Below are 24,448 nucleotides of genomic sequence, written 5' to 3'. Positions count from 1 at the left end.
GACGGCGAAAGCAACGGCGGCTTGGAATCGCGCGGACCTCCCGTATCTTCCCCGCGCATGTCCGCCCTATCGAAGCTCGGCGAAGCGCGCATCGACGAGGCCATCGCCTCGGGCGAGTTGACCCCGCCCGCGCCGGGCACCGAGCTGGACTTGGAGGCGTATTTCCAGGCACCGGCCGAGTGGCGGCAGGCCTTCTCGATGCTCCGGGGCAATGGCTTCGCGCCGCCCGAGGTGGAGCTGCTGAAGCAGGCGGACCGTCTGGAAAGCCAGCTCGGCGATTGCCGGGACCCCGCCGAGCGCATCCGGCTGCGGAGGGAGATCGATGAGCTGCGCGTGCGCTTCCGGATGGCGCTGGAGAGAATGCGCGCCGGTGGCTGAGGGATTCAGCGGAATTGATTCTGGGCGGCCATGTAGTCGTAGCCGGCCTTCGTCATCTTGTCGGTCAGCTTCTTTTCATCCAGCCCGTGGGTTTTCAGCAGGTCCTCCAGCGAGTCGCAGTTGTTTCTCAGCTCGGTATTGAGCAGGCCTAGCAGCAGGTGGGGGTCCATGCGGAGATAGTTCGAGAGATCCACGCGGCGGAGGCTGGGCATCCGGGCTTCCGGGGGCAAGTCCGGCCCATGGATTGGGCCGTGAGTTGGCCATGACCGGCTCATGAATTGGCTTGTCCGGGATACCTGCATCCGCTTTCGATTGCAGGCCATGGAGCCAACCTCTGCCTATGAAGCAGGCCAAGCCTTTGGCCGCATCCTCGTCTATGTCCTGATAGGGCTCTCGATCGTGGGCGGCGGTATCTTCTTCATCATCGGCCTGATCAAGTCCATGAGCCGGAGGAACAAGGGCTGGGTCATCGGCACCATCGTCTCCGGCGTGGTGGCCATGGCCGGGGTCGTGGGGCTCATCGGGGTGACGGCGAATGCCATCGCGAAGATCGCGAAGACCCAGAAGGACAAGAGGAAGACGGTCGCGTCAAAGGACGGACGATTCCGCCTGGAGGTCCCGTCTTCATGGCGCGATCTCCCGGAACTCCATGAAGATGCGGAGATCAAGGCGGGGAATGCTCTCCAGGAGCAGTACGTGGTGGTGCTCGAGAGTCCCAAGGCCGACTTGCTCTTCGATCTCGCGGAGTTCGACGAGTTGGTCATCGGGCAGATGCTGGAAAGCATGCCCGATGTGAAATCCTCCGAGCCGGAGATGCGCCCCGTGGGCTCCTACCCCGCGATCCACCGCCGGATGGCCGGCACGGTGGAAAAGATTCGCGTGGTCTATCACGTCGCCTCGATCGAGACGGACACTGCGTATTATCAAGTGCTCACGTGGACGCTGTTTTCGAAGGAAAGCACGGCCGAGCCGGTTTTCCGCGAGGTCATCGAGAGCTTCACTTCCGACGACGGCCCCCCGGCTCCCAAGGCACCCCGCTTTCCAGCGAATGCCACGGTGCAGGAGCGCGTGGTGGCCATCGTCATCGAGCAGCTCGGCCTCAATCCGGAGACCGTGAAGCCGGAATCGCGCTTCGTGGAAGACCTCGGAGCCGACAGCCTCGATACGGTGGAACTCGTGATGGCGGTGGAAGAGGAATTCGACCTCCCCATCCCTGACGAGGAGGCCGCGAATCTCCGCACCGTGGGCGATCTGATTATCTGGCTGGAGAAGCCACGCGTGGAAGCGGAGTGAAATGCTGCTAAAACAGCATTAATCCGCTTGCAGGTGATCCGGCTTTATGCTGTTTTTCTAGCATGAAGTTGGTGCTGCTTTTCCGGGTGGTGGGTGTGTTGCTGGTGGCGTCGCAGTTCACGAGCTGCGCGTGGCTCGCCGACATCTTCAAGGGTCCCGGTGCCGTGATGGGCAATCCGGGACGCAATGGCGGAGGCCACGCCGAACCGCCCACGAGGAGGCCGCCACCATCCAGAAACCCTGACGAGCTTCCTAAGCCGAATCCCGAGCCCATTCCCGGTCCGAATCCGCGCCCCGAGCCGGAACCCCAGCCTCAGCCTCAGCCGAATCCCAAGCCAGCCCCCAAGCCGCCCGTCCCGACCGCGAGGCCGGTACCGGGCAAGCCGGGATTCGTCTTCAGCCCCTTCAATAACAAGCTGATCGACGTGGAAGGAATGCAAAGTGGCAGGCTGGTCGCGGATCCGCACTACCCCGCAGAGGAGAGAATGTACTTCCGCGTCCCGTGAGCCGGTGCGGTCAGTGCTTCGTCTCCTGAGGCTTCTCCCGCTCCAGACCGTAGTCGTCAGCAAGGTTCTCGTGGGTGTGATTCACGAAGACCGACTGGCCGAGCGGGTGGGAGTCGCCGAGCACCTTCTTTAGCGCGCGCCGCCACAGCTCCACCATCTGGTTCGCCGCCTGGGCCGCGAGGGTCACCGAGGACGGATTCGACTGGTGGAGGAAGTGCGCCTCGCGCTCCACGCTCGCTTCCTCGGTCTCGATGTGATGGAGCAGCGCCTCGATCTTCCCCAGACGCACGGCATCCGGCTCGCCGCGGGCGACGGATTCCTCGAAGTTCCGCTTCAGCGCGTTGTCTTCCACCCGCAGGGCGTCGTAGCGACGTTTCAGGTCGTAGGCGGCGGGCATACCGATCTCCTCGATCTCGCGACCGAGGGCGTCGAGCTTCGCATCCACTTCGGCGATCTTTTCGGCTAATGGGGAAAGGTTCACGGTATTCATGGGTCGGACAAAATACGTCTACCCTTCAACCTAACGCCTTTCCGGGCGGTTCTCCACGCCTTTTTCGCAATCAGCCTTCCACGTGCGGGAAAATCACCGCCACGCGGTCGATGCCGTTCTTCGAGAATTCATCCCAGTAGCGCTTCTCGATGTCGCGGGTCTGCGCGCGGCGGTCCTCCTCGCTCATCTTTTGCCAGGCAGGCATGCCGATCACGCGGACGAGGTCGCGGTCGGCCAGGCGGACGACCAATTCTTCCCAGAAGGACTCGTTGCGGAACTCATCGTAGCACTGCTGGAAGAAGGAGCCGTCCTGGAATTCCGGTGAGAGGTGGTGGCGCTGCTTCTCCTCGTCGAAGTGGACATGCTCGCCGAGGCCCGCGTGCTTCGCCTTTTCCAAGACCTTGTCTTCCAGTGCCTCGTAGGCGGATAGGCCTTCCTCCGCTCCGGGACGCTCGTTCCAGGAGGCGACTTCGGCGGCCAGGCTGACCATCTCGACCAGGGTGCCGAGTTCTTCTTCCGTGAAACGCAGGTGCATGTCGGGGGCGGGAGAGAATCACCGCTTCCTCCGGCCCGCAAGCTCTCAGCGACTCCGCGCTTGCACCGCGCGCGGCATCCGGGAAGACTGCGCCCGTCCGCACGGAAAACGCACGAGTAGCTCAGCGGTAGAGCGGCCCGCTTACACCGGGTTGGTCGGCGGTTCGATCCCGTCCTCGTGTACGTGCCGGTTTCCGGAAGTTCCAAGTGGGGAAGTTCCAAGTGCCAATTTTAGGCAGGCGGTCAGAGGCGGCGTTCGAGGGCGTCCATCATTGCCTTTTCCACGAGGGCGGCGGCGAAGGCTTCGGTGGCCTTGTCGAGGCGCTGGACGGCGGCTTTCAAGGGATTTGGCAGTCCGGCGGCGAGGGCGTCCTTCACGGCTGCGGCTGCGGCTTCGATCTCGCCGCGCTCGTCGGCGGAGACCAGGTCGCCGGCTTCGGCGAGGGCCTGCTCCACGGCGGGAAGAAGTTCTTCCGCCTTCATCTTCGCCTCGGTGAAGATGCGCTCGGCCATGTCCTCAAAGGCGAATTCCACGGACTCGCCCACCATCTTTTCCACGGCCTCGTCGTCCACGTTCACCGCGGCGCTGCGGATCTCCACCACGGTGTCGAGGCCGGTGGTGACGTCGCGCGCGAGCACCTCGAGGATGCCGTTTTCATCGATGCGGAATTGCACGCCGACGCGCGCCTGGCCTTTCGGCGCGGGCTCGAAGGGCACGTCGAAATTCCCCAGCTCCCAATTGTCGCGCGCCATCTCGCGCTCGCCCTGCAGCACGCGCAGGCGCATGGATGCCTGCCCGGCGGCGGCATTCGTGAACATCTCGCCCGCCTTGCAGGGGATGGTGGTATTCCGCGGGATGAGCACGTTCATCAGCCCGCCGAAGGTCTCGATGCCCAGGCTGAGCGGCGTCACATCGAGCAGCACCATCTTCCTCAGCGTGCCTGCCAGCACGCCGGCCTGGATGGTTGCGCCGAGCGCCACGGCCTCGTCGGGATGCTGGGAAAGATCCGGTTCGCGGCCGAAGAGATCCGCCACCGCGCCACGCACCGCGGGGATGCGCGTGCTGCCACCCACCAGCACCACGGCATCCAGATCGGCCGCCGCCACATTCGCGTCGGCCAGCGCCTGGCGGCAGCAGGTGAGCGTGCGGGCGATCAACGGCTTCGCGAGCTTTTCCAGATCCGCCCGGGTGACTTCCTTCTCCAGGCTGAGCGCGCCGTCGTAGAAGGGTGCGCGGAAGATTTCCGACTCCCGGTCGGACAGCGCGCACTTCACGCGCTCGGCCTCGGCCAGCAGGCGGACCTTCGCGGCGGGGTCCAGCGAGTCGAAGTCCTCCATGCAATGCCGTGCGAGGGTGGCGTCGAGGTCATCGCCGCCGAGCCGGGTATCGCCGCGGGTGGCCAGCACCTGGAAAACGCCGTCCTGCATTTCCAGCACCGAGAGATCGAAGGTCCCGCCGCCGAGGTCATAGACGGCGACGCGTGAGCGCTCGCCCAGCTTGTCCAGCCCGTAGGCCAGCGCGGCGGCGGTGGGCTCGCTGACGATGCGGACCACTTCAAGCCCGGCGATCTCCCCGGCGCGCTTGGTGGCGGCGCGCTGGGCGTCATTGAAATAAGCGGGCACGGTGATGACGGCCTTTTCCGCTGTGCGGCCGAGGCGGAATTCGGCGATGCCTTTCAGCTCGCGCAGGATCTCCGCGCTCACTTCTTCCGGGCTGCGTCCCAGCACGGCGACGCCGCCATCCGCGGCGCGCTCCATCGGCACGCAGAATTCCGTCTCCTCGCCATGGCGTCGGCCCATCAGGCGCTTGATGCTGGTGATCACCCGGCCCGGCTCGCTGGCGCGGCGGCGCAGGGACTTCCGGCCCACCTCCACCGAGCCGTCCGCACCGAACCACACGGCGCTCGGCGTGATGCGGCGGCCCTCGGCATCGGCGAGCAGGATGGGGAAGCCGGACTCGACCGCCCCCACGGCGGAATTGGTGGTCCCCAGATCGATCCCCAGAATCAGCTCGCTCATCACGCGGGGAAGCTGTTCCGGCACCGGGAGCAGGTCAATTTTTCCGGGCAATCCGCTCTTGATGTGAGCATCGTGCATATTGCAAATTGCACCTCCGATTCTGAATGCATGACTTTATGCACGATGCTGGCCGATTTTCCGGGTCGGAGATCATTCTCCAAGTCCATGAGGTTCAATACGACTTCGCGTTTCGCACGGGAAGGCATGCAGATTGTTAGGAGATATCGCTAGCCCCATGGACATCCTCATCGTTGACGACGAAAAATCGATTCGCCTCACCACTTCCCTCGCCTTGGAAGGGGAAGGCCACTACGTCGAAACGGCTGAGGATGGGGAATCCGCGACGAGGCGGATCAAGGAGGAGAATTTCGACCTCGTCTTCCTCGACCTGCGGCTCGGCGACGAGGACGGCCTGGAGATCCTCCAGCAAATGCTGAAGGTCCGCCCGAGGCAGCTCATCACCATCTTCACCGCGCACGCCTCCGTGGCGACGGCGGTGAAGGCGACGCAATTCGGTGCCTTCGACTACCTTGAGAAGCCCTTCACGCCGGACCAACTCCGGGCGATCTTGGCGAAGGCGCACCGCGCGCTCCAGACGAAGCACGAGGTGGTGAGGCTGGAGGAGACCGTGAAGGAGCTGAAGACGGAGGTGCGCCACGGTGCGCCGCCGATGCGCTTCCAGTCGGACGATCCGAAGACGAGCGCCGAGATCGAGACCCTTTTCCGCGCGGCGGCGTCGCCTGCCTCCGTGCTGATCCTTGGCGAGAGCGGCACCGGCAAGAGCGTCATCGCCCGCGAGGTGCACGATCGCAGCCATCTGCGCGACAAGCCATTCGTCACGGTGAGCTGCCCCAGCCTTTCCAAGGAACTGCTCGAGAGCGTGCTCTTCGGCCATATGAAGGGGTCCTTCACCGGTGCCATCAAGGACACCTGGGGGAAGGTCCACGCGGCCGAGGGCGGCACGCTCTTCCTCGACGAGATCGGCGAGCTGCCGATGGAGATCCAGCCGAAGCTGCTGCGCCTGCTGCAAGAGCGCGAATACGAGCGCCTCGGCGAAAACAAGGTGCGCGAGAGCAATGTCCGCGTGATCGCCGCGACCAACCGCGACCTCGCCGCCTGCGTGGCCGCCGGCACCTTCCGCGAAGACCTCTACTACCGCCTGAACGTGATCAGCGTGACGGTGCCGCCGCTGCGCGACCGCCGCACGGACCTGGTCCACTTCGCGGAGGACTACCTCAATTTCTTCTCCAGCCAGATGGGCCGGAAGCTCGATGGCTTCTCGGAAAGCGGACGCCAGACGCTGCTGCGCCACGCGTGGCCGGGCAATCTCCGCGAGCTGCGGAATGCGATCGAGCGCGCGACCATCCTTTCCCATGGTCCGCAGGTGGAGGCCGTGGACCTGCCGACCCCGGTGGGGGCGGTGGAGGGAGCGAACAACGGCTCCGCCCTGCCGATGATCGGCGGAGAGCACAGCCTGGACGATCTGGAACAAGCCCACATGCGCGAGGTGCTGCGCTGGGCGCCCACACTTCAAGACGCCGCCGCCATCCTCGGCATCGACAAGGCAACCCTCTACCGCAAGCGGAAGCGCTTCGGCATGGACTGACGCTTCCGCCCCATGCTCCGCACCCGCCTGCTCTACGGACTCGTCACCCTCATCCTGCTCCTGTGGAGCGTGGGTGCGGCGGCGCTGCTGCTGGTGCAGGATGCGAACAAGCGCTTCGCCACGCTGATGGAGGAGAGCTTCCCGGTGATCCAGTCGGCGCGGGGAGTACGGACGGCCACCTCCACGCTGAACAGCTATTATCTTCCCGCTCTTGCTTCGCAATCGGGCGCGGAGCCGGTGGGACGGAGTTTCTTCGACGAGCGGAGCAAGGACCTCGATGCCCGGCTGGCATTCCTGAGCAGCCGTGGCAGCGATGAGCCCCGGTGGAAGGAGGCCATCGCCAGCCTCGATGGAGCGATCAAGATCTACAAGGAGGGCTACGAGCGTCTCTTCGGCGCGCCCATCGTGGACCAGACCCAGCGGGCGGATTTGCTGCAGCATCTCAGCTCGCAGACCCAGCGCATCACGGACATCTCGGAGACGGTTCTGTCGATCGCCGAGGTGAGGCTGAACCAAGGGATCGCGCAACTGGGGGCCGAGAAGTCGAAGAACACGCTCTTCGTCGTCACGCTGGTCTCGCTCGGCACGGCCATCGCCGTGCTGATCTATTTCCAACTCGTGCGCCAGATGGTGGACCCGGTGGTCGGGCTGAAGCGCTCGATCGACGAGATCCGCCGGGGGAATTTCGAGCTCACCCTGCCGGAGCCATCTTCCGACAGTGAATTCCGCGGGGTGGCCACCGCCTTCAATGACATGGCGGCGGAACTGCGCCAGCGCCGCGGCGAGACGGATGACCGCCTGATCCGCACGCACCTGGTGAACCGCGCGATCCTGGAGGCCATCCCTTCGCCGGTCTTCGTGCTCGGGAAGGACGGCCGCATCCTCCAGATCAATCCCGCGGCGGAGCGCCTGACCGAGGGGCTCGGCGTGGCGGGCCGCCTGCCGGCGAAGATCCAGCGCATCCTGGATGATACCGATATTTCCGAGTCGAACCACCTGCCGGAGGACCCGCGCGAGGCGCTGCTCTTCCGCATCGACGAGCGCGAATTCTACTACCTTCCCCGTATCTTCCGCTTCACCTCGGAAGACGGCGTCCACTCGGGCCGCGCGGTGCTGCTGCACAATGTGACGCGCATCCGCTGGCTGGACGACATGAAGACGAACCTGCTCTCCACCGTCAGCCACGAGATCAAGACGCCCCTCACCGGCATCCGCATGGTGCTGCACCTGATGCTGGAGGATCGCGCGGGCAATCTCTCCGACCGCCAGCGCACCATGGTGGCCTCCGCGAACGAGGACTGCGAGCGCCTGCTGGAAACGCTGAACACACTGCTGGACCTCTCCCGCGCCGAGAGCGGCACCACCCATCTGGAGCTGGTGAGCACCTCTCTGCCGGAGGCGCTGGGACGTGCCGAGCGGCTTTTCTTCTCAAAGGCGGGGGAAAAGGGAGTCACCTTCCATCGCGAGATCGAGGAGGGGCAGCCCGAGGTCTGCGCCGACCCTCTGCGGTTGGACGAAGTGGTGAACAATCTGGTCTCAAACGCCATCAAGCACAGCCCGGCCGGCGGGAAGATCACGCTGAAGATAACCCGTCCGAACAGCGATCACCTGCGCGCGTCCATCATCGACGAGGGCGCCGGTGTGCCGCTCTCTGCCCAGGGCCGCATCTTCGAGCGCTTCTTCCGCGCGCCCGGCCAGAGTGCGGATGGCGTGGGCCTCGGACTCTTCATTTCGCGGGAGATCATGCGCGCCCACGAGGGGAAGATCGGGCTGCTGGATCGGGCGGACAAGAAAACGGAATTCTACATCGATGTCCCTCTCGCCTGATACCGCCGCCCGCCGCTTCAAGGTGCTCGTCGTGGATGACGAGCCTACCCTGCGGCTGGGGTTTTCCTACGCACTGGCAGAGCACGATACGGAGACCGCGGCGGGTGGGCGCGAGGCGCTGATCCGCATCGGCGAGCAGGACTTCGACGTGGTCATACTGGATCTCCGCATGCCGGACATCGACGGGCTGCAGGTCATCGAGATGCTGCGCCGCCAGGACAATCCGCTGCCGGTGGTGCTGTGCAGCGCCGCGCTGACGCCCAGCTCTGCCCTGCGGGCGATCACGGGCAACGTGGTGGACTTCCTTCTCAAACCGGTGCGCCCTGCGGAGCTGCGCGGGGTCATCGAGCACGTGCTGAATCCCGGCGAGGACGTGCTTTCCCAAGCGCTGGCCAAGGCCCGCGCGGGCAACCTGAACCAGGCGATCCAGCATCTGGAAGGTGCCGCCGATCCCTGCGCGCGGACCACCGTGTGGACCAGCGTGCTCCGGGCGATCCGGCTGGGTGGCCTGGAAGGAGAAGCCGCGGCATTCGCGAAGCTGGAGCGGGAGGGGCTGGACCAGCTCGCGTTTCGCGCGGAGGGGTGAGGGAGAGCGTCGGCTCCGGTTCAGGGGCTGGCGGGCTTCCGTCTTGATGCGAACCTGATCGCGACCACCAGAAGGAGGACGGCGAAAGCGAGCGGCCAGATCGACGGGCGGGTTTCCTCAACCGACTCCGAAGATCCTTCGGAGATTTCGGGTGGGCTCACGCTCTTGGGTTCGAGCGATTGGGCGACGGGGCCGGTGAGGCTGTATTCCTGAGGGTCGCCTTTAAAGCGGAACGTCCGGTTGCCCGCCTTCAACTGCTCATACCACAGCCGCCAAGGTTCGATGTCGCTTTCCAGATACGACTCCGGATCCTTCTTCAGCGGGGGATTCTCGACCAGGTTTGCAAGAGCTTGGGCAGACAGTTTTCCGTTGGGTTGGGTAAGGCCGTAGTCAGCACCTTTCGCCATGTGCTCGACCGGATCTTCACTCCATTCCATGTCATGGAGAAGGGAGCCCAACCGGTCCACCACGCGGACGTCCTGAAGCTCTCCCATCGAGCTGAGGATTTTGAGGCGTTCAAAATCGTAGGAATTCGAGATTCCCGTTCTTTTCCATTCCTTTCTGAACTCTTCGATCCGCGCGAAAAGAGCGTCTGGAAAGCCATCTGAATTTCTCAAAACCTTCCAAGCTTCGGCTCGAACAAGTTGAACCTCCTCCTTAGGCACTTCATTTGAAGCAAGCACGGCCAACAGCGCAATTTCCTCGGATGAGGGAGGATCTCCCATTTCTTCGATCTTCGCCAGATAGCTATCGGACCATTCCGACCCGGAGGCCAATCCGATGAGGAGGGCCGATATCACCAGTGCTGTTCTCATGACGGGAGGTGTCATCCGCGAGTGGAGAGGATGGGTCGGAGTTATGCAATGAGACTTTTGGAGAGGGTTCTGCTTTGCCGATGGGGTCGGGTGGTGACGCCTCCGGCTGAGGTCCGGAGGGGCTGCCGGGACAAGGATGCACGGTCCATCTAGATCCGGTGATCCTGGGAGCGCGCGGCCACTGGCCCGCTTGGAAAGACCGGCGAAGCAAAGGTAGAAGCCGCTCGCACGGGATATCCGAGAGGCGTGCGTATTTGGTCGCTTCGCCATCCGTCCTGTATGTTCAGAAATGCCACCCCAAAACCCCTGATCCGCCGCGGGTGGCTTCCGAGAATGGGCCCTTACAAAGCTCGTCGGAGGAAGTCACCCGCGGCGGATCGCCGGAAGCACCCCTTTGTGCTTCCTTCGCCAACGCTCCGGGAGAATGCGGGCGGGGGTGGCCTCCCCCGCCCGCAGCGGATGCCTTCAGTCCGAGTCCGTCCAGGACCTCAGAGTTCGTCGCTTAGCTTATGGCCGTCGGCTTCCGCTAAGCGAGTCGGTGGCACGCGCTCCCAGCGGGGGCTGGGGGTGAAGTCTGCTTGCAGAACTGCTTTGGCCGCACGCGGAGCGATGCGGACCACGATGGCCTCGGGTGGGGCGGGCTTGGGAGGGATGACTCGGGCGGAATGAATTCCGCGTTCCCAGTTGGGATCGATCACGGATCACCCGTCCCGGGCCTCACTTCACCTGATACCGCGACGGCCCTTCGGAGGGCTTGGGGATGTGGATGAGCTGGTCGTAGTCGCCTTCCTCGCAGCAGCGGACGAAGCCTTCGGCGTAGCTCTTGAGCTTGTCCCAGCATTCGCGGATCTCGCGGGCCTCGTCCTTGTTGATGGAGTGGTCGAGGGCGGCGGTGGAGATCTGCTGGAGGAGCACGGAAAACTGGCCGACGATCTCATTGGTCGCGGGGAGGACCTGGAAGCCCTTTTCGCAGGAGCTCTGGGGATTCCGCACGAAGTAGCCGCCGGTCTGCTGGCAGAGCCACTCGACGATGCGGAGGTCGCCGCTGAGCTCGATGATCTTCATCAGGCGGTCGAGGGGATTGCGGCTGCCGCTGCCGTCCTCGCTCTGCTTCTCCGCCCACTTGTATACCAGCGAGAGGGAGATGCCGAGGTCCGCTGCGACGGCCTTGGGGCTGGTCTTTGCGAACGCGTTGCGAAGCACTTCGTGGCTTTCCATGCGCGTGACGCTAGCAGGTGCGCGCGTGGTGCAAATGCGAAATTGTAATCACTCAGGCGGACGCCATATCTGCAGCGGTGGCGAGTGACAGAGCGGCAATGTCTTCCACCTCGGCGACGGATTGCACCTGGGCGAGGCGCTGGCGCAGCTCCTTTGCCCCGGGGAAGCCCTTGCAGTAGGCCATGAGGCGGGCGCGCATGGACATCATGGCGTGCTTCTCGGCGCCGTAGCGGGCGCTGCTGACGGCGAGGCGGCAGTGCCTGAGGACGAGCGCCCAGCGGTCCTCGAGGGGCACGGGCGGGAGGGCCTGGCCGGTCTGGAGGTAGTGCTTTGCCTCGCGGAAGACCCAGGGATTCTGCATGGCGGCGCGGCCGATCATGACGCCGGAGACGGCGGTCTCGCGCTTCCGCCGCTCCAGGTCGGCACCGGTGGAGATGTCGCCATTCCCGATGACGGGGATCTTCACGGCCTGGGCGCATGCGTGGATGACGTCCCAATTCGCCTCGCCGGAGTAGCCCTGGGAGCGGGTGCGGCCGTGGACGGCGATGGCTTCCATGCCGCAGTCCTCGAGGATGCGGCAGACTTCCACGGCATTGATGGTCTTGTCGTCCCAGCCGATGCGCATCTTCGCGGTGACGGGGACTTCTCCCGCGACGCCCTTTTTCACGCCGGAGGCGACGGAGGCGAGGGTGGGGCAGTCCTTGAGCAGGGAGGAGCCGCCGTTCTTGGCGACGACCTTGTTCACGGGGCAGCCGAAGTTGATGTCGATGAAGTCGGGCTGCTTCCAGCCGATGATTTTCTTCGCGGCCTCGCCCATGCGCTCGCCATCGCCGCCGAAGAGCTGCACGCCCACGGGGCGCTGCTCGTCGGTGAATTCGGTGTACTTCCGCGTGCGCTCGTCGGCCTGCATGATGCCCTCGGCGGAGACGAATTCGGTGACCATGACGTCCGCGCCGAGTTCCTTGCAGATCTGGCGGAAGACCAGGTCCGTCACCCCGGCCATGGGGGCGAGGTAGAGGGGGAAAGCGCCGTTTTGGAACCAAGGGAGCACGAGGGGGAAGGTAAGTTCCATGCGGGAAGTGCCAAGTGCCAAGACGCGGTGGGGGGACGGTGGAAGTCTTTGGGACAACGAAAGGGGCGAAATTCCGCGAAAGAAAGGTAGGGCCTATCGCCAGTTTCTTCCTTTTCGTCTATTTCGTCCTTTTCGTTGTCGATAAGAACGAAGCGAGCTTGATCTCGGAGCGATGTGGACATATTTTGTCCACATGAAGACGGCGACCGTCCGTGATCTGCGGAATGACTTTGCGAAGCTCGAGGCGTGGCTGGGCGAGGGGGAGGAAATCCAGATCGAGCGCCGCGGCGAGCCGATCGCGGTGCTTAAACCGGTGAAGCCGGTGGAGGGGAAGAAGATCCAGATGCCGGATTTCGCGGCGAGGCGTCGTGCGATCTGGGGCGACCGCGTCTTCACCGAGGAGGAGGTGAAGGCGATGCGTGAGGAGGAGCTGGGCGACCGCGGATGATGAGCGCCTTCCCCGATACCTCTTTCCTGTGCGCGATCTACCGCACGCAGGACAATTCGGACCGGGCGGACGCGTGGATGCTGGCGCGTTCCGGGCCTTTGGCCGCGTCCTCCTACCTCCTCCTGGAGTTCCGCCAGTCGGTGCGGTTCCAGGGGCGGCTCTTTTCGCTGGACCGCAGCAAGGGCTACCCGCCTGCCGAGGCCACGCGGATGCTGCGCGACCTGCAGGCGGACCTTTCCACCGGCATCCTGGAGGTGACGGCGGTGGATTGGGCGGACGTGCATCGCCTGGCGGAGTCGCTGAGCGCGAAGCACACGGCGGCGGGCGGGCACCGGCTGAATGACATCCTCCACGTGGCCACGGCGCTGCACCTGGGCGCGGCGGAATTCCTCACCTTCGATGCGAACCAGCGGCGGCTGGCGGAGGCGGAGGGGATGGCCGTGCCGGTGTGAGGCGGCGGAGCGGAGCGACCGCGGGGGCGATGATGCTTGCCCCGCCATCCGGCAGTCCCTTGTGTAACCGGTACCCGGCGTGCTCGCGCAGTCCGCCACGCACCCCATTTTCCTGCTTGCCCTGATGAAAAACCGCCTCGCCCTCCACTGGCAGATCCTTGCCGCGCTGCTCCTCGCCACGCTCACCGCTGCCAGCTTCCGCGGCATCTTCGGCGAGGCCTCGGAGTCGTCCTTCGTGAATGCGGCGCTGGAGGGCTGCAAGCTGGTGGGGGATCTCTTCCTGCGGGCGCTGAAGATGATCATCATCCCGCTCATCGTCACCTCGGTGGTCGGCGGCATCGCGGGGCTGAAGGACGCGCAGGGCTTTGGCCGGCTGGGGCTGAAGACGATCGGCTTCTACATGGGCACCGGCTTGCTCGCCATCCTGCTCGGCCTCGTGCTCGTCAGCGTCATCGCGCCGGGCCTGACGGACGGCCAGCCGAATGAGTCGATCCGGAATGCCTTCGCGCAGGGGACCGGCGTGAATCCGGCGGACATGGAAAAGATCGCCGCGGCATCCGGTAGCGTGCCGGAGGGCAAGGGCATCTGGGAGAGCATCTCGGGGATCTTCCGCTCGATGCTGCCGGAGAATATCTTCGCCGCCGCCGCATCGAATGAGTCGGTGCTGGGCGTGCTGATCTTCAGCCTGCTCTTTGCCGCGGCCGTGACGAAGCTGCCGGAGCAGCAGGGGAAGTCCCTGCGCGAGTTCTTCGTCGCGGCCTCGGAGGCGGTGGGCACCATCGTCCACTGGATCATGGCCTTCGCGCCCATCGGCGTCTATGCGCTCATCCTGCCGGTCATCTATTCCACGGGCTTCGGGCTGTTTGCAAATCTCGGGAAGTACGTCGTGACCGTGCTGCTGGCGCTGGGGCTGCACCTCTTCGTCACCATGCCGCTGGTGCTGATGCTGGTGGCGCGGGTGAATCCGATGCGGCATTTCTCCGCGGTGAAGCAGGCGCTCATCATGGCCTTCTCCACGGCCTCCTCCGCCGCCACGCTGCCGCTGACGATGGAGTCGGTGAGGGATCGCGTGGGCGTCTCCTCGCGCGTGACGTCCTTCACGCTGCCCATCGGCACGTCGATCAATACGGACGGCACGGCGCTCTACGAGTGCGTGGCGGTGATGTTCGTCGCGCAGGTCATGGGAGTGCACATGGGCTTTGCGGAGATGTTCTTCGTGGTGCTGGCCGCGCTGCTCACCAGCGTGGGCATCGCGGGGGTGCCGCACGCCAGCCTGGTGGCCATCCTGCTCATCTTGAAGAACTCCGGCATCCAGGGAGCGGAGGCAGCCATGGGCGTGCTGCTCGCCGTGGACCGCTTCCTCGACATGAGCCGCACCGCGGTGAATGTCTTCGGCGATACCTGCGTGGCCGTCCTCGTCGCCCGCAGCGAGGGCGAGGAAACACTGGTGAAGAATTGACCTGTGAATCAGGTGGCAGCCCGGCAAGTTGTCATGGAAGAGAATCCGTATGCGCCCCCGGTTGAGGATGGCTCGCTGGCACCGCCGCTGGCCGGGGATGCCCTCTATTTCCGGGACGGTGAATTTCTCGTGGTCCGGGACGGGGCGGAACTGCCACCGGTTTGCATGCGATCAAATGCCCCGGCGGATGCGGACTCATGGCGGAAAAGGGTGAGGATCGCATGGACCCCTCCGTGGGTTTTCCTTATCATGCTGATCCCTTCGTGGGTTTCCACTTTCATCCTGATCAAACTGATCGTGTTTCTCGTGGTGATGTGGTTCGTGCAGAAGAGGGCGAAGATCACCTACACCCTTTCGGCCCCGGTCCGGCGGGCGATCGTCTGGAAGCAGTCGGCCGGTGGCGTTCTGCTCGTTGCCGCCGTGGCGTTGATCATCCTGTTTTTTGCCGCGGAGGATGGTCCGGATCCGGTGTTCGGCGTGACGGGCATCGTGTCGCTGGTCGTCTCGCTGATCCTTTTAATCATCGCGAATCCGATCAAGGTCGTGAAGTTCCGTGACGACTGGTTCCGGGTGAAGGGCTGCTCGCCGGAGTTCCTCGCGAGCCTGCCAGTGCATCGGTCGCCATTCTGACGACGACTGAAGGACGCTCTGGCTATGCGGGTGCCGGTCGGTTAGATGGCAGCCCGGCAAGTTGTCATGGAAGAGAATCCGTATGCGCCCCCGTTTGAAGATGGCTCCCTGACACCGCCGGTGGCCGGGGATGCCCTCTATTTTCGCGACGGTGAATTTCTCGTGGTCCGCAATGGGGCGGAGCTGCCGCCGGTCTGCGTGCGGACGAATGCCCCGGAGACCGGGACCTCGTGGCGGGGAAAGGTGGCCATGCGCTGGGCACCCCGGTGGACCTACCTGATTCCGCTGGCCGCCTTCATCATGAATTCATTCCTTGCCGCGATTGCGATCCTGATCGTGATGAGGATCGTCGCGAATACGGTGAGGGTCACCTACTCGCTCAGTGCGGAGTCCCGTGCCGTCGTCTTGAGGAAGCGGGCGGCGGGGAGTTTCCTTTTCCTCGTCGGCATCGTCCTGATCGCGGCATTCGTCAGCCCCATGCAAAGGAATTTCTCTGGCGATCCCTGGTGGATCGTTGGCTTGGGCGGAGTGGTGATCATGATCTCTGCCGTGACGATCATCCTGAGAGCGAGCCCGCTCCGGATCGTGTCGGTTAGCAACGGGTGGTTTCGCTTGAAGGGCTGCTCGCCGGCGTTTCTCGCGAGCCTGCCGGTGCATGGGTCGCCCTTTTGAAGGACGCTCTGGCCATGCGGGTGCCGTTCAGTTAGAGGGCGGCCCTACAAATTGCCATGGACGAGAATCCCTACGCACCCCCGGCAGAGACCAGTCCGCCGCCGGATTTATACAATCCATTCAACTCCGCCTATTATTTCCGCGATGGTGATTTCCTCGTGGTCCGGGACGGGGCGGAACTTCCACCGACCTGCATGCGGACGAATGCCCCGGCGGATGCGGGCTCTTGGCGGAAAAGGGTGACGCTCGCATGGACCCCTCCGTGGGTCTTCTTTCTCCTCCTGATCAATCTGATCGTGTTGATCGTGGTAATGTTGTTCGTGCAGAAGAGGGCGAAGATCACCTACACCCTTTCCGCTCCGGTCCGGCGGGCGATCGTCTGGAAGCAGTCGGTCGGTGGCGTTCTGCTCGTCGCCTCGGTGGCGTTGATCATCCTGTTTTTTGCCGCGGAGGATGGTCCGGATCCGGTGTTCGGCCTGACGGGCATCGTGTCGCTGATCGTGTCGCTGATCCTCTTCATCATCGCGAATCCGATCAAGGTCGTGAAGTTCCGTGACGACTGGTTCCGGGTGAAGGGCTGCTCGCCGGCGTTCCTCGCGGGCCTGCCGGTGCATGTGTCGCCCTTTTAGCGGAACTGTAGCCGCCGCGTAGGCATCAGGGACAAGAAGATCGAACCGCGAAAAACGCGAAATCCCGCGAAATTTTTGGATCGGGATTTTCTTCCTGCCTTTAGATTTCGCGCCTTTTCGCGTCCTTTCGCGGTTCCATCCCAAGCCCGACTCATCGACTGACCTCCGATCTCACTAGAGGCTACGACTTTGCGTGAAACGCCCTGAAGGAGAGGCGCGGGTTCAGGGGAGCTGCGGCTTCCGCCACTTCACGTAGAGCCGCAGCACCCGCTCCGCTCCGTCCTTGCCGAGCAGGCTGAGCGAGGCGCGTCCGTCCGCGCGGACGCTGCCGTAGGCGCGGGTGCCGTCGCTGCCGACGGCCACGGGCGTGCCGAATTTCCGGTCGGCGTCCTCCGCGCTCATGCGGGGCCATCGGGTGATTTTTTCGGAAACGAGGACGACCTGTCGACGGATGGGGTGGTCACCCCGGGGCTCCAGCCAGGCGAGGGCGATGCGGCGGGTGATCTCCTCCAGCGGCAGCGCCTTCCCCAGCGGCGGGGCGGTGGACGCGGCCACCGGCGGCTGGTGCCTCTCCCGCGGCTGCGGGACGATGGCGGGGACGCCTTCCCCCGGCGGGTCCATGTCCCACTCGGGCGGCGGGGCAGGGGCCGTGGCGGTCGTCGCGTGGGGGAAAAGTTCCAGCTCCACCAGCGCGGGTGGCTTCGCCGGCTGCTGCATGCGGTGCCATATCAGGCAGAGGGCGAGACCTGCCAGCAGCCCGAGCGCCACCAACCCGGCGGTGCTGTCACCGGTGTGGAGGCACCGCGCGGCGAAGCCCACGATGGCGATGGTGGTGGCCGTGGCCGCCACGACGGCGAGCCAAGAGACCGTCTCGCGCCGCAGCACGCCGGACCCCAGCGCCTCCTGCCAGCCGTAGCGCTCCGGATTCAGCGGCTTGTCACACGCGGGGCATATCTCCAGGCCGGAGGGATCTCCCGGGGACAGCCGGTCCCAGCGGGTGAAGTGAAAGGCGTCCATCTCCGCGCCGCAGTGCGGGCATGTGGTGGTGGTCAGCTTGGCCATGACGGATCTTTCCCGGGTTGGGGTGCGTATATCATTCTCAGTGGGTTATGGCAAGTTCGCGGGTGCCTGTGACTCATTTGACGAAGAAATCCCCAAGATTTCCCGATTTCGCGTGTCACACTATGTGCCGCCCGATGCAAGGTAAGAGGAACCCTCACGCTCCGATCATGATGCCGAAATCCATCCGAACTCTGTTGCGGGTCATAGGGACCTGTCTGTTATCTGCCACCATGGCCATGGCTGGACCCCGTGACGAGGAGTGGAAGAAGGTCGCCGAAGCTCGCGAGAAGGATCAGCCGCAGACGGCGATCGAGCTGCTGGCGGGGATCGAGAAGGCGGCCTTCGCCGATGGATCGTGGGCGGAGGGCACGCGCGCGCTCGTCTCGCGGATCGCGGAGGGGGCGGCCATCGACGGGAAGGCCAAGCCAGTGAAGGATCTGGAAGCCGCCATCGGGACCGCGCCGGAGCAGGCGAAGCCCTTGCTGCGGGCGCTCACGGCGCGCTGGCTGCACCGCTATTATCAGGTGAATCAGTGGCGCTTCATGAGCCGCAGCTCGACCGGCCAGCCGGTGGGGGATGACATGGAGACCTGGGATCTGGCGCGGATGCTCACGGAGATCGATGCGCGATTCCAGACGTCCCTGGCCGATGCCGAGGCGCTGAAAAAGGTGCCGGTGGCGGATTTCGCGGAGCTGCTGGAGGCGGGCTCGCTGGGCGATGAGCTGCGGCCCACCATGTATGACTTCATTACGCACCTCGCGCTGGAATTCTATTCCTCGGAGGAGGTGGCGGTGTCGCGACCGCAGGATAGCTTCCAGATCGCGGCGGATTCCCCGGCGCTCGGCACCGCGGCGGAGTTCCTCGCGTGGAAGCCGGAGGTGGCGGATGCCTCGGAGCCGCGGGTGCGCGCGCTGCGCCTCTATCAGGACCTGCTCGCCTTCCACCAGGCGGATGCCGCGCGCGATGCCTTCCTGCTTGTCGATCTGGAGCGCATCGCCTGGGCGGGGAAGACGGCGGGCATCGAGGGTCGTGACGCCCGCCATGAGGCCGCGCTGCGGCGCTTCATCGCGGAGCACGCCGCCAGCCCGGTGAGCGCCTGGGCACGCGTCTATCTGTCCGGCCTGCTGGAGCAGCGGGGCGCGCTGAAGGACTCGCACGAGATTCTCAAGGGGGGCGTCGCCGCCTTCCCGCAGCACGCCTTTGGCAGGCTCTGCCAGAATGGCGTGCAGATGCTGGAGCAGCGCGAGCTCACGCTGCAGACCACCTCCCACTGGACGCCCGCGGGCGAGGAGATCCGCGTGACGCACAAGAACGTGAAGCGCGTCTGGTTCCGCCTCCATGCCGCCACCTTCACGCCATCGAAGGCGACGCTGAGCGAGGACCCGCGGCCCCGCATGGGAGCGGATGCCGCGCCGGTGAGGGCGTGGGAGGCGGAGCTGCCGGATGACGGGGACTTCCGCAGGCGCACCACCTGGGTGCAGGCACCCGCCGACGTGCCGCCCGGCTTCTACGTGCTCACCGCGAGCAGCGATGCGGACTTCTCGGCGAAGGAGAGCGTGCTGGCATCCGCTGGCATCCACGTCACGCAGTTGGCCGTGGTCGTCCGCATCGCGCGTGCGGGTGGCATCGAGGGCCATGTGGTGGATGCCGTGAGCGGCGCACCGCTGGCAGGCATCGATGTCGGCGCGTGGATGGACCGGGGGACCCTGCCGGTGACCCGCAAGGTATCCACGAAGACGGATGCGGAGGGCTTCTTCAAATTCCCAGATATCAGCGGCTCGCGCTATCTCGTGATGGCGGAGCGTGGCAAGGAGCGCGCCGTGGCCCGCGGCTGGGGCGGTGGCGGTCGCGACCGGGACGTGCCGGTGCGCCGCTCGGCGGTCTTCTTCACCGACCGCGCGATCTACCGGCCGGGGCAGACGATCCAGTTCAAGGGCATCTGGTGCGAGGCCGATGCGGAGGGCGGGAACTACCGCACCCTCGCCGGGCAAAGTGGCAGCGTGATCCTGCGCGACCCGAATGGGAAAGAGGTGGGCAAGCTGGAGGTGAAGACCAACGAGCACGGCTCCTTTTCCGGCAGCTTCCCCGCACCGGAGGGCAGCGTGCTCGGCCAGTGCACGCTCCAGTTCGCAGGAACGCCTGGCGTCGCCGTGGTGCGCGTGGAGGAGTACAAGCGCCCGAAATTCTACACCGAGATCGATCCGCCCGCGGACCCCGCCGCGCTGGGGAAGGTCGTGCGGGTCAAAGTACGAGGGGAATCGTACACGGGCGCTCCCGTCGATGGCGCGCAGGTCTCGTGGCGCGTCACCCGCATGACCCGCCTGCCGGTGTGGATGCGCTGGTGCTGGTGGTGCCCGCCGATCGCGGAGGAGTCCGAGGAGATCGCCCACGGCATCGCGGAGACCGCGGCGGACGGCTCGATCATGGTGGAATTCACCGCGAAGCCTGACACGACGGTGCGCGAGGATGTGGAGCCGGTCTTCGACTTCCAGATCACGGCGGACGTGACGGACGCGAATGGCGAGACTCGCTCTGCCACCCGCACCGTCTCCGTGGCCTACACCGCGCTGAAGGCGGAGCTGGAGGCCGACCGCTGGCTGGAGGCGGGCAAGGAGCTGGACCTGCGGCTCAAGACGATGTCGCACGATGGCGAGGGCCGCCCGGCGAAGGGCGTCATCAAGATCCATCGCCTGAAGGAGCCCGCCGTCTGCCCGCGGCCGGAAGAGAATTTCGCCCCATGGCGTCGCCGCGGTGTGGCAGAGGAGAATGATCCCTCGCGCCCGTCGCCGGACCCGGACAAGTGGGAGCCCGGCGAGATGGTGGCGGAGCTGCCGGTGGAGACCGCGGCGGATGGCAAGGGCGGCGTGAAGCGCGCGCTGGATGCCGGTGCGTATCGCCTGATCTACGAGACGAAGGACGCGAACGGCCGCGACGTGAAGGCCATCCTGGGCATCCAGGTGGTGGCACCGGACGCCGCGGACTTCCCGACCATGATGCCCTTCTACACCACCTTCATCGCCGACTCGGTGCAGCCGGGGCAGGAGGTGGTGCTGGTGTGGGGCAGCGGCCATGAGAAGGCGCGCGCGTGCATCGAGTGGCGCATGGGCGACCGCGTGCTGAAGCGCGAGTGGTCCGCCGAGGGCCGCACGCAGCAGGCCTTCCGCTTCCCCGTCGAGGAGAAGCACCGCGGCGGCATCTCCGTGGCCATCACGCAGGTGACGATGAACCGCCTGAACCAGACGAGCCACATCGCGCAGGTACCGTGGACGAACAAGGAACTCAAGCTGCGCTGGGAGCACCTGGTCTCGAAGCTGGAGCCCGGCTCGAAGGAGACGTGGACCGCCGTGATCGAGGGCGCAGGAGGCGAAGCGGCGGCCGCGGAGATGGTGGCCACGCTTTACGATGCCTCGCTGGATGCCTTTGCCCCGCATGCCTTCCGCGGGCTGGCGAGCCTGCTGCGCCGCGAGTGGTCGAGTCCGCCGTACTGGCAATTCAGCGCGGAGACTCGGAACTTCGAGGTGCATCGGAATTTCCCGTATCCGGAATTCTTCCAGATGGACGAGCCCTTCCGGCGCTTTCGCGACGGGCTGGATTTTGGCGAGATCCGTGTGGGCTACGGCGGTATCGGTGGGGGGCGTGGACTTCGTATGAGATCTGACGATCCGTTCGCCGATGCAGTGGGAGAAAGCAGCACTCTTGCTATGAGAGCCCCGGCCGTGGCAGCCGCGCCGATGATGAAGGCGGCACGCTCCGAATTGGCAGCCGATGGTTTCCTTCCAGGCGGCGGTGGCGAAGTCCGCGAGCAGGACGCCGGAGCCGCGGCCCCGGTCGATCCCTCGCAGGTGACGGCGCGTGCGAACCTGCAGGAGACCGCATTCTTCTTCCCGGACCTCGTCAGCGGCGAGGATGGCAAGGTGCGCATGACCTTCACCATGCCGGAGGCGCTGACGAAGTGGCGCTTCCTCGGCCTGGCCCATGACAAGGACCTGCGCAGCGGCCTGCTGGAGGGCGAGACCGTCACGGCGAAGGACCTGATGGTGCAGCCGAATCCACCGCGCTTCCTCCGCGAGGGCGACGAGCTGTGGTTCTCGGTGAAGATCACCAATACCAGCGACAAGGAGCAGAGCGGCACCGCACGCCTCACGCTGAATGACGCCGCCACCGATGCCGACCAGACCGCCGCGCTCGGCGTGACCACCGCGGACCTGCCCTTCACCGTGCCGGCGAAGGAGAGCCGCAGCGTGAAGTGGAAGCTGACCGTGCCGGATGGCGCGGGCTTCCTCCGCTACAAGGCGGTGGCCACCAGCGGCGCGCTCAGCGATGGCGAGGAAGGCTGGCTGCCGGTCATCCCGCGCCGCATCCTGGTGACGGAGTCGCTTTCCCTGCCGATCCGGAATGCGGGGACGAAGGACTTCGACTTCACGAAGCTCTCGCAGAGCGGCGGCTCGCCCACGCTGGAGAATCGCTTCGTCCACGTGCAGGTGGCCTCGCAGCCCGCGTGGTATGCGGTGATGTCGCTGCCGTATCTCATGGAGTTCCCGCACGAGTGCGCGGAGCAGACCTTCAACCGCTACTATGCGAATGCGCTGGCGAGGAATATCGCCGGGTCCGATCCGAAGATCCGCCGCATCTTTGACCGCTGGAAGGCGGGCGGCACCGCGCTGGACAGCCCGCTGGAAAAGAACGCGGACCTCAAGGGCATCCTGCTCGACGAGACGCCATGGCTGCGCGAGGCGAAGGATGAGTCCGGGGCCCGCCGGAAGATCGGCCTGCTCTTCGACGCGAACCACATGGACCGCGAGCAGGAGAAGTCGCTGGCGAAGCTGGCCGCCATGCAGATGGGGGATGGCCTGTGGCCGTGGTTCCCCGGCGGCCGCGGCGATACCTACATCACCACCTACATCGCCACCGGCTTCGCCCGGCTGCGCGCGCTGGGCGTGGAGACGGACATTTCCCCGGCGCTCAATGCGCTGGACCCGCTGGATGCCGCGATGACGAGGCACTACGAGGAGCTGAAGAAGCACAAGCTGCTCGATGGAGAGAACGTCCACCCGTGGATCGCCTACCACCTGTACATGCGGACCTTCTTCCTGAAGGACAAGGCGCTGAAGGCGGAGGACAAGGTGGCCTTCGACTACTTCGCCGGCCAGGCGCGCAAGCACTGGACGAAGCTGGGCAGCCGCATGTCCCGCGCCCACGCCGCGCTCGCGCTGCACCGCATGGGCGAGAAGGAAGTGCCCGCACTGGTGACCCGCTCGCTGAAGGAGCACGCGACGGTGAATGACGAGCAGGGCATGTATTGGAAGGACAGCGAGGGCGAGGGCTGGTGGTGGTGGCAGGCCCCGGTGGAGACGCAGGCCATGATGATCGAGGCCTTCCGCGAGATCGATGCCGACGCGAAGGCGGTGGAGGATTGCCAGGTCTGGCTGCTGAAGCAGAAGCAGGTCTCGAACTGGAAGACCACGAAGGGCACGGCGGACGCGGTGTATTCCATCCTGCGCGGCGGGCAAAACTGGCTCGCCTCGGATGCGCTGGTGAAGATCTCACTCGGCGGCACGGAGGTGAAGCCCGCGGACGTGGAGGCGGGCACTGGCTTCTATGAGAGCCGCTTCGCCGGCGAGGCCGTGAAGCCGGAGCTCGGGAAGATCGAGCTGAAGAAAGAGGACCAGGGCGTGAGCTGGGCCAGCGTCCACTGGCAATACCTGGAGGACATGGCGAAGGTCACGTCCCACGGCCAGAGCGCGATGACGCTGGAGAAAGCGCTCTTCCTCCGCAAGAACACCGACAAGGGCCCGGTGCTCGAGCCCCTCGCCGGACCGGTGAAGGTGGGCGACGAGCTCGTCACCCGCGTGATCCTGAAGAACGACCGCGCCATGGAATACGTCCACCTGAAGGACCTCCGCGGCAGCGGCACCGAGCCGGTGAACGTGCTCAGCGGCTACCGCTGGCAGGATGGCTTTGGCTACTACGAGGTGACGCGGGACACCGCCAGCCACTTCTTCATCGACCGCCTGCCGCCCGGCACGCACGTCTTCGAGACCAGCGTGCGCGTCCAGCACGCCGGAAAGTACCAGACCGGCATCGCCGAGATCCGCTGCATGTATGCCCCGGAATTCAACGCCCACAGCGGCAGCGTGGAGGTGACGGTGGAGTGATCCTGACTGCCGCCGCCGCCGTGCTGCTCGTGTCCGGGCCCCATGCCTCCGCGTGGGGCCGCGACACGGTCACCGGTCGGCAGACCGCGGCCGGGGCGGAGAAGGCTCCGGGGGCTTCCGGGAGATGACTTCGACTTTCCACGATCTGTTGATAGTTACGGTCCGCATGAGAACTCCGGAGACAGCGATTCGGTTGATAGCGCGCGAAGGTCTTTGCAGTGTCTCGAGCAATACGAAGTGGCACCGCGTCCTTGATGCGGTGTCCGGGATTCCTTGTCGGAAGCGGGTGAAGTGGATCGACGTGGAGGAACCTTCGCGATGGGAGGTGGGCCTGTGGCGGCCACACGGGAACTTCGTCGAGTGTGGAGGTGGCCTGGATCAGATGAAATTCATCGAGTGGATCGAGGTCGAGTGCGTCGAGGTGCAGGAACAGGGGCGCTTGGTTTCTCCCCGGCGCGTGGATCGTAAGGAAGAAATCGCGGCGGCTCTGCGGGAGCAGAGGGCGCGGTTCGAGGAGGCCGGAGATGCCATTCGGGTCTTGGGATACCTCCGGCCGGAACGACCTCCGAAATAGTGACTGGCAGCCGGTTTGGCCGA

22 protein-coding genes and 1 tRNA gene are annotated in these 24,448 nt (G+C 65.2%); 15 read left to right on the top strand and 8 right to left on the bottom strand.

Features of this window, described 5'->3' with window-relative positions; genetic code table 11:
* The first annotated feature begins 57 nt into the window (after nucleotides 1–57).
* The gene (locus OKA04_RS20970) at nucleotides 58–378 is read left to right on the top strand and encodes a DnaJ family domain-containing protein (RefSeq protein ID WP_264503174.1); all 321 of its coding nucleotides are present in this window, start codon (nucleotides 58–60) and stop codon (nucleotides 376–378) included.
* 5 nt (nucleotides 379–383) lie between these two features.
* On the opposite strand, the gene OKA04_RS20965 is transcribed toward OKA04_RS20970, so the two are convergent.
* Nucleotides 384–590 (bottom strand): DUF4250 domain-containing protein, encoded by a 207-nt coding sequence (locus OKA04_RS20965; protein WP_264503173.1) that lies wholly within the window; start codon nucleotides 588–590, stop codon nucleotides 384–386.
* Nucleotides 591–1,434: 844 nt separating this feature from the next.
* Between OKA04_RS20965 and acpP the strand changes: the two genes are divergently transcribed.
* Nucleotides 1,435–1,671 carry an acyl carrier protein gene (gene acpP / locus OKA04_RS20960; RefSeq protein ID WP_264503207.1) on the top strand — a complete coding sequence of 79 codons (237 nt, stop codon included), beginning with the start codon at nucleotides 1,435–1,437 and terminating at the stop codon, nucleotides 1,669–1,671.
* A gap of 62 nt (nucleotides 1,672–1,733) precedes the next feature.
* Nucleotides 1,734–2,177 (top strand): hypothetical protein, encoded by a 444-nt coding sequence (locus tag OKA04_RS20955; protein WP_264503172.1) that lies wholly within the window; start codon nucleotides 1,734–1,736, stop codon nucleotides 2,175–2,177.
* A 10-nt stretch (nucleotides 2,178–2,187) separates the two neighbouring features.
* On the opposite strand, the gene OKA04_RS20950 is transcribed toward OKA04_RS20955, so the two are convergent.
* Nucleotides 2,188–2,667 (bottom strand): hypothetical protein, encoded by a 480-nt coding sequence (locus OKA04_RS20950; protein ID WP_264503171.1) that lies wholly within the window; start codon nucleotides 2,665–2,667, stop codon nucleotides 2,188–2,190.
* 70 nt (nucleotides 2,668–2,737) lie between these two features.
* Entirely contained in the window at nucleotides 2,738–3,202 is a 465-nt protein-coding gene (locus OKA04_RS20945; RefSeq protein ID WP_264503170.1) for a hypothetical protein, read from the bottom strand.
* Between the two features lie 110 nt (nucleotides 3,203–3,312).
* Here OKA04_RS20945 and OKA04_RS20940 point away from each other — a divergent pair.
* Nucleotides 3,313–3,384: transfer RNA gene (locus tag OKA04_RS20940), tRNA-Val, on the top strand.
* Between the two features lie 60 nt (nucleotides 3,385–3,444).
* On the opposite strand, the gene OKA04_RS20935 is transcribed toward OKA04_RS20940, so the two are convergent.
* A complete protein-coding gene (locus tag OKA04_RS20935) occupies nucleotides 3,445–5,220 on the bottom strand; it encodes an Hsp70 family protein (protein WP_264503169.1) in 1,776 nt (591 codons plus the stop codon).
* A gap of 235 nt (nucleotides 5,221–5,455) precedes the next feature.
* Here OKA04_RS20935 and OKA04_RS20930 point away from each other — a divergent pair, with 235 nt between their 5' ends.
* Genes OKA04_RS20930 through OKA04_RS20920 form a run of 3 tightly spaced genes read left to right on the top strand, consistent with a single transcriptional unit; the run spans nucleotide 5,456 to nucleotide 9,239 of the window.
* A complete protein-coding gene (locus OKA04_RS20930; RefSeq protein ID WP_264503168.1) occupies nucleotides 5,456–6,826 on the top strand; it encodes a sigma-54-dependent transcriptional regulator in 1,371 nt (456 codons plus the stop codon).
* Between the two features lie 12 nt (nucleotides 6,827–6,838).
* Nucleotides 6,839–8,653, top strand: a complete 1,815-nt coding sequence (locus OKA04_RS20925) for a sensor histidine kinase (protein WP_264503167.1) — start codon at nucleotides 6,839–6,841, stop codon at nucleotides 8,651–8,653.
* The gene (locus tag OKA04_RS20920) at nucleotides 8,637–9,239 is read left to right on the top strand and encodes a response regulator (protein ID WP_264503166.1); all 603 of its coding nucleotides are present in this window, start codon (nucleotides 8,637–8,639) and stop codon (nucleotides 9,237–9,239) included. The genes OKA04_RS20925 and OKA04_RS20920 overlap by 17 nt, the downstream gene beginning before the upstream one ends.
* Nucleotides 9,240–9,259: 20 nt before the next feature.
* On the opposite strand, the gene OKA04_RS20915 is transcribed toward OKA04_RS20920, so the two are convergent.
* The 3 genes from OKA04_RS20915 to dusB all read right to left on the bottom strand — a co-directional run bounded on the left by OKA04_RS20915 (nucleotide 9,260) and on the right by dusB (nucleotide 12,344).
* Nucleotides 9,260–10,054, bottom strand: coding sequence for a hypothetical protein (locus OKA04_RS20915; RefSeq protein WP_264503165.1), 795 nt, complete (start codon nucleotides 10,052–10,054; stop codon nucleotides 9,260–9,262).
* A 717-nt stretch (nucleotides 10,055–10,771) separates the two neighbouring features.
* Entirely contained in the window at nucleotides 10,772–11,272 is a 501-nt protein-coding gene (locus OKA04_RS20910) for a phage regulatory CII family protein (RefSeq protein ID WP_264503164.1), read from the bottom strand.
* Nucleotides 11,273–11,324: 52 nt separating this feature from the next.
* A complete protein-coding gene (gene dusB / locus OKA04_RS20905; protein ID WP_264503163.1) occupies nucleotides 11,325–12,344 on the bottom strand; it encodes a tRNA dihydrouridine synthase DusB in 1,020 nt (339 codons plus the stop codon).
* 193 nt (nucleotides 12,345–12,537) lie between these two features.
* On the opposite strand from dusB, the gene OKA04_RS20900 reads away from it, so the two are divergent.
* From OKA04_RS20900 to OKA04_RS20875, 6 genes are all read left to right on the top strand, one after another.
* Nucleotides 12,538–12,792: a type II toxin-antitoxin system Phd/YefM family antitoxin gene (locus OKA04_RS20900; protein WP_264503162.1), complete on the top strand. Its 255-nt coding sequence runs from the start codon at nucleotides 12,538–12,540 to the stop codon at nucleotides 12,790–12,792.
* A complete protein-coding gene (locus OKA04_RS20895) occupies nucleotides 12,792–13,244 on the top strand; it encodes a type II toxin-antitoxin system VapC family toxin (protein ID WP_264503161.1) in 453 nt (150 codons plus the stop codon). The genes OKA04_RS20900 and OKA04_RS20895 overlap by 1 nt, the downstream gene beginning before the upstream one ends.
* Before the next feature lie 124 nt (nucleotides 13,245–13,368).
* Nucleotides 13,369–14,703: a dicarboxylate/amino acid:cation symporter gene (locus tag OKA04_RS20890; protein WP_264503160.1), complete on the top strand. Its 1,335-nt coding sequence runs from the start codon at nucleotides 13,369–13,371 to the stop codon at nucleotides 14,701–14,703.
* A 249-nt stretch (nucleotides 14,704–14,952) separates the two neighbouring features.
* A complete protein-coding gene (locus OKA04_RS20885) occupies nucleotides 14,953–15,333 on the top strand; it encodes a hypothetical protein (protein WP_264503159.1) in 381 nt (126 codons plus the stop codon).
* A 66-nt stretch (nucleotides 15,334–15,399) separates the two neighbouring features.
* Nucleotides 15,400–16,005, top strand: a complete 606-nt coding sequence (locus OKA04_RS20880; protein ID WP_264503158.1) for a hypothetical protein — start codon at nucleotides 15,400–15,402, stop codon at nucleotides 16,003–16,005.
* Between the two features lie 56 nt (nucleotides 16,006–16,061).
* The gene (locus OKA04_RS20875; RefSeq protein WP_264503157.1) at nucleotides 16,062–16,634 is read left to right on the top strand and encodes a hypothetical protein; all 573 of its coding nucleotides are present in this window, start codon (nucleotides 16,062–16,064) and stop codon (nucleotides 16,632–16,634) included.
* Between the two features lie 222 nt (nucleotides 16,635–16,856).
* Here OKA04_RS20875 and OKA04_RS20870 read toward each other — a convergent pair whose 3' ends face one another.
* Nucleotides 16,857–17,696, bottom strand: coding sequence for a hypothetical protein (locus OKA04_RS20870; protein WP_264503156.1), 840 nt, complete (start codon nucleotides 17,694–17,696; stop codon nucleotides 16,857–16,859).
* Nucleotides 17,697–17,932: 236 nt separating this feature from the next.
* On the opposite strand from OKA04_RS20870, the gene OKA04_RS20865 reads away from it, so the two are divergent.
* Nucleotides 17,933–23,851, top strand: coding sequence for an alpha-2-macroglobulin family protein (locus OKA04_RS20865; protein WP_264503155.1), 5,919 nt, complete (start codon nucleotides 17,933–17,935; stop codon nucleotides 23,849–23,851).
* 124 nt (nucleotides 23,852–23,975) lie between these two features.
* Complete coding sequence (locus tag OKA04_RS24795; RefSeq protein ID WP_425503707.1) at nucleotides 23,976–24,425, top strand: DUF6678 family protein; 450 nt, start codon at nucleotides 23,976–23,978, stop codon at nucleotides 24,423–24,425.
* Nucleotides 24,426–24,448 lie beyond the last annotated feature (23 nt).

The sequence above is a fragment of the Luteolibacter flavescens genome (genome assembly GCF_025950085.1).
In the GTDB taxonomy this organism is placed as follows: domain Bacteria; phylum Verrucomicrobiota; class Verrucomicrobiia; order Verrucomicrobiales; family Akkermansiaceae; genus Haloferula; species Haloferula flavescens.
Note: the sequence above shows the minus strand (reverse complement) of the source record. Positions and strands in the feature narration are given on the sequence as shown.

Coding starts and splice junctions, on each gene's coding strand:
- OKA04_RS20950 (WP_264503171.1), bottom strand. CDS start 2,667: ATGAATACCGTGAACCTTTCCCCATTAGCCGAAAAGATCGCCGAAGTG.
- OKA04_RS20880 (WP_264503158.1), top strand. CDS start 15,400: ATGGAAGAGAATCCGTATGCGCCCCCGTTTGAAGATGGCTCCCTGACA.
- OKA04_RS20910 (WP_264503164.1), bottom strand. CDS start 11,272: ATGGAAAGCCACGAAGTGCTTCGCAACGCGTTCGCAAAGACCAGCCCC.
- OKA04_RS20955 (WP_264503172.1), top strand. CDS start 1,734: ATGAAGTTGGTGCTGCTTTTCCGGGTGGTGGGTGTGTTGCTGGTGGCG.
- OKA04_RS20970 (WP_264503174.1), top strand. CDS start 58: ATGTCCGCCCTATCGAAGCTCGGCGAAGCGCGCATCGACGAGGCCATC.
- OKA04_RS20945 (WP_264503170.1), bottom strand. CDS start 3,202: ATGCACCTGCGTTTCACGGAAGAAGAACTCGGCACCCTGGTCGAGATG.
- OKA04_RS20965 (WP_264503173.1), bottom strand. CDS start 590: ATGCCCAGCCTCCGCCGCGTGGATCTCTCGAACTATCTCCGCATGGAC.
- dusB (WP_264503163.1), bottom strand. CDS start 12,344: ATGGAACTTACCTTCCCCCTCGTGCTCCCTTGGTTCCAAAACGGCGCT.
- OKA04_RS20920 (WP_264503166.1), top strand. CDS start 8,637: ATGTCCCTCTCGCCTGATACCGCCGCCCGCCGCTTCAAGGTGCTCGTC.
- OKA04_RS20895 (WP_264503161.1), top strand. CDS start 12,792: ATGAGCGCCTTCCCCGATACCTCTTTCCTGTGCGCGATCTACCGCACG.
- OKA04_RS20885 (WP_264503159.1), top strand. CDS start 14,953: ATGCTGATCCCTTCGTGGGTTTCCACTTTCATCCTGATCAAACTGATC.
- OKA04_RS20865 (WP_264503155.1), top strand. CDS start 17,933: ATGGCTGGACCCCGTGACGAGGAGTGGAAGAAGGTCGCCGAAGCTCGC.
- OKA04_RS20925 (WP_264503167.1), top strand. CDS start 6,839: ATGCTCCGCACCCGCCTGCTCTACGGACTCGTCACCCTCATCCTGCTC.
- OKA04_RS24795 (WP_425503707.1), top strand. CDS start 23,976: ATGACTTCGACTTTCCACGATCTGTTGATAGTTACGGTCCGCATGAGA.
- OKA04_RS20935 (WP_264503169.1), bottom strand. CDS start 5,220: ATGAGCGAGCTGATTCTGGGGATCGATCTGGGGACCACCAATTCCGCC.
- OKA04_RS20890 (WP_264503160.1), top strand. CDS start 13,369: ATGAAAAACCGCCTCGCCCTCCACTGGCAGATCCTTGCCGCGCTGCTC.
- OKA04_RS20870 (WP_264503156.1), bottom strand. CDS start 17,696: ATGGCCAAGCTGACCACCACCACATGCCCGCACTGCGGCGCGGAGATG.
- OKA04_RS20930 (WP_264503168.1), top strand. CDS start 5,456: ATGGACATCCTCATCGTTGACGACGAAAAATCGATTCGCCTCACCACT.
- OKA04_RS20875 (WP_264503157.1), top strand. CDS start 16,062: ATGGACGAGAATCCCTACGCACCCCCGGCAGAGACCAGTCCGCCGCCG.
- OKA04_RS20900 (WP_264503162.1), top strand. CDS start 12,538: ATGAAGACGGCGACCGTCCGTGATCTGCGGAATGACTTTGCGAAGCTC.
- OKA04_RS20915 (WP_264503165.1), bottom strand. CDS start 10,054: ATGAGAACAGCACTGGTGATATCGGCCCTCCTCATCGGATTGGCCTCC.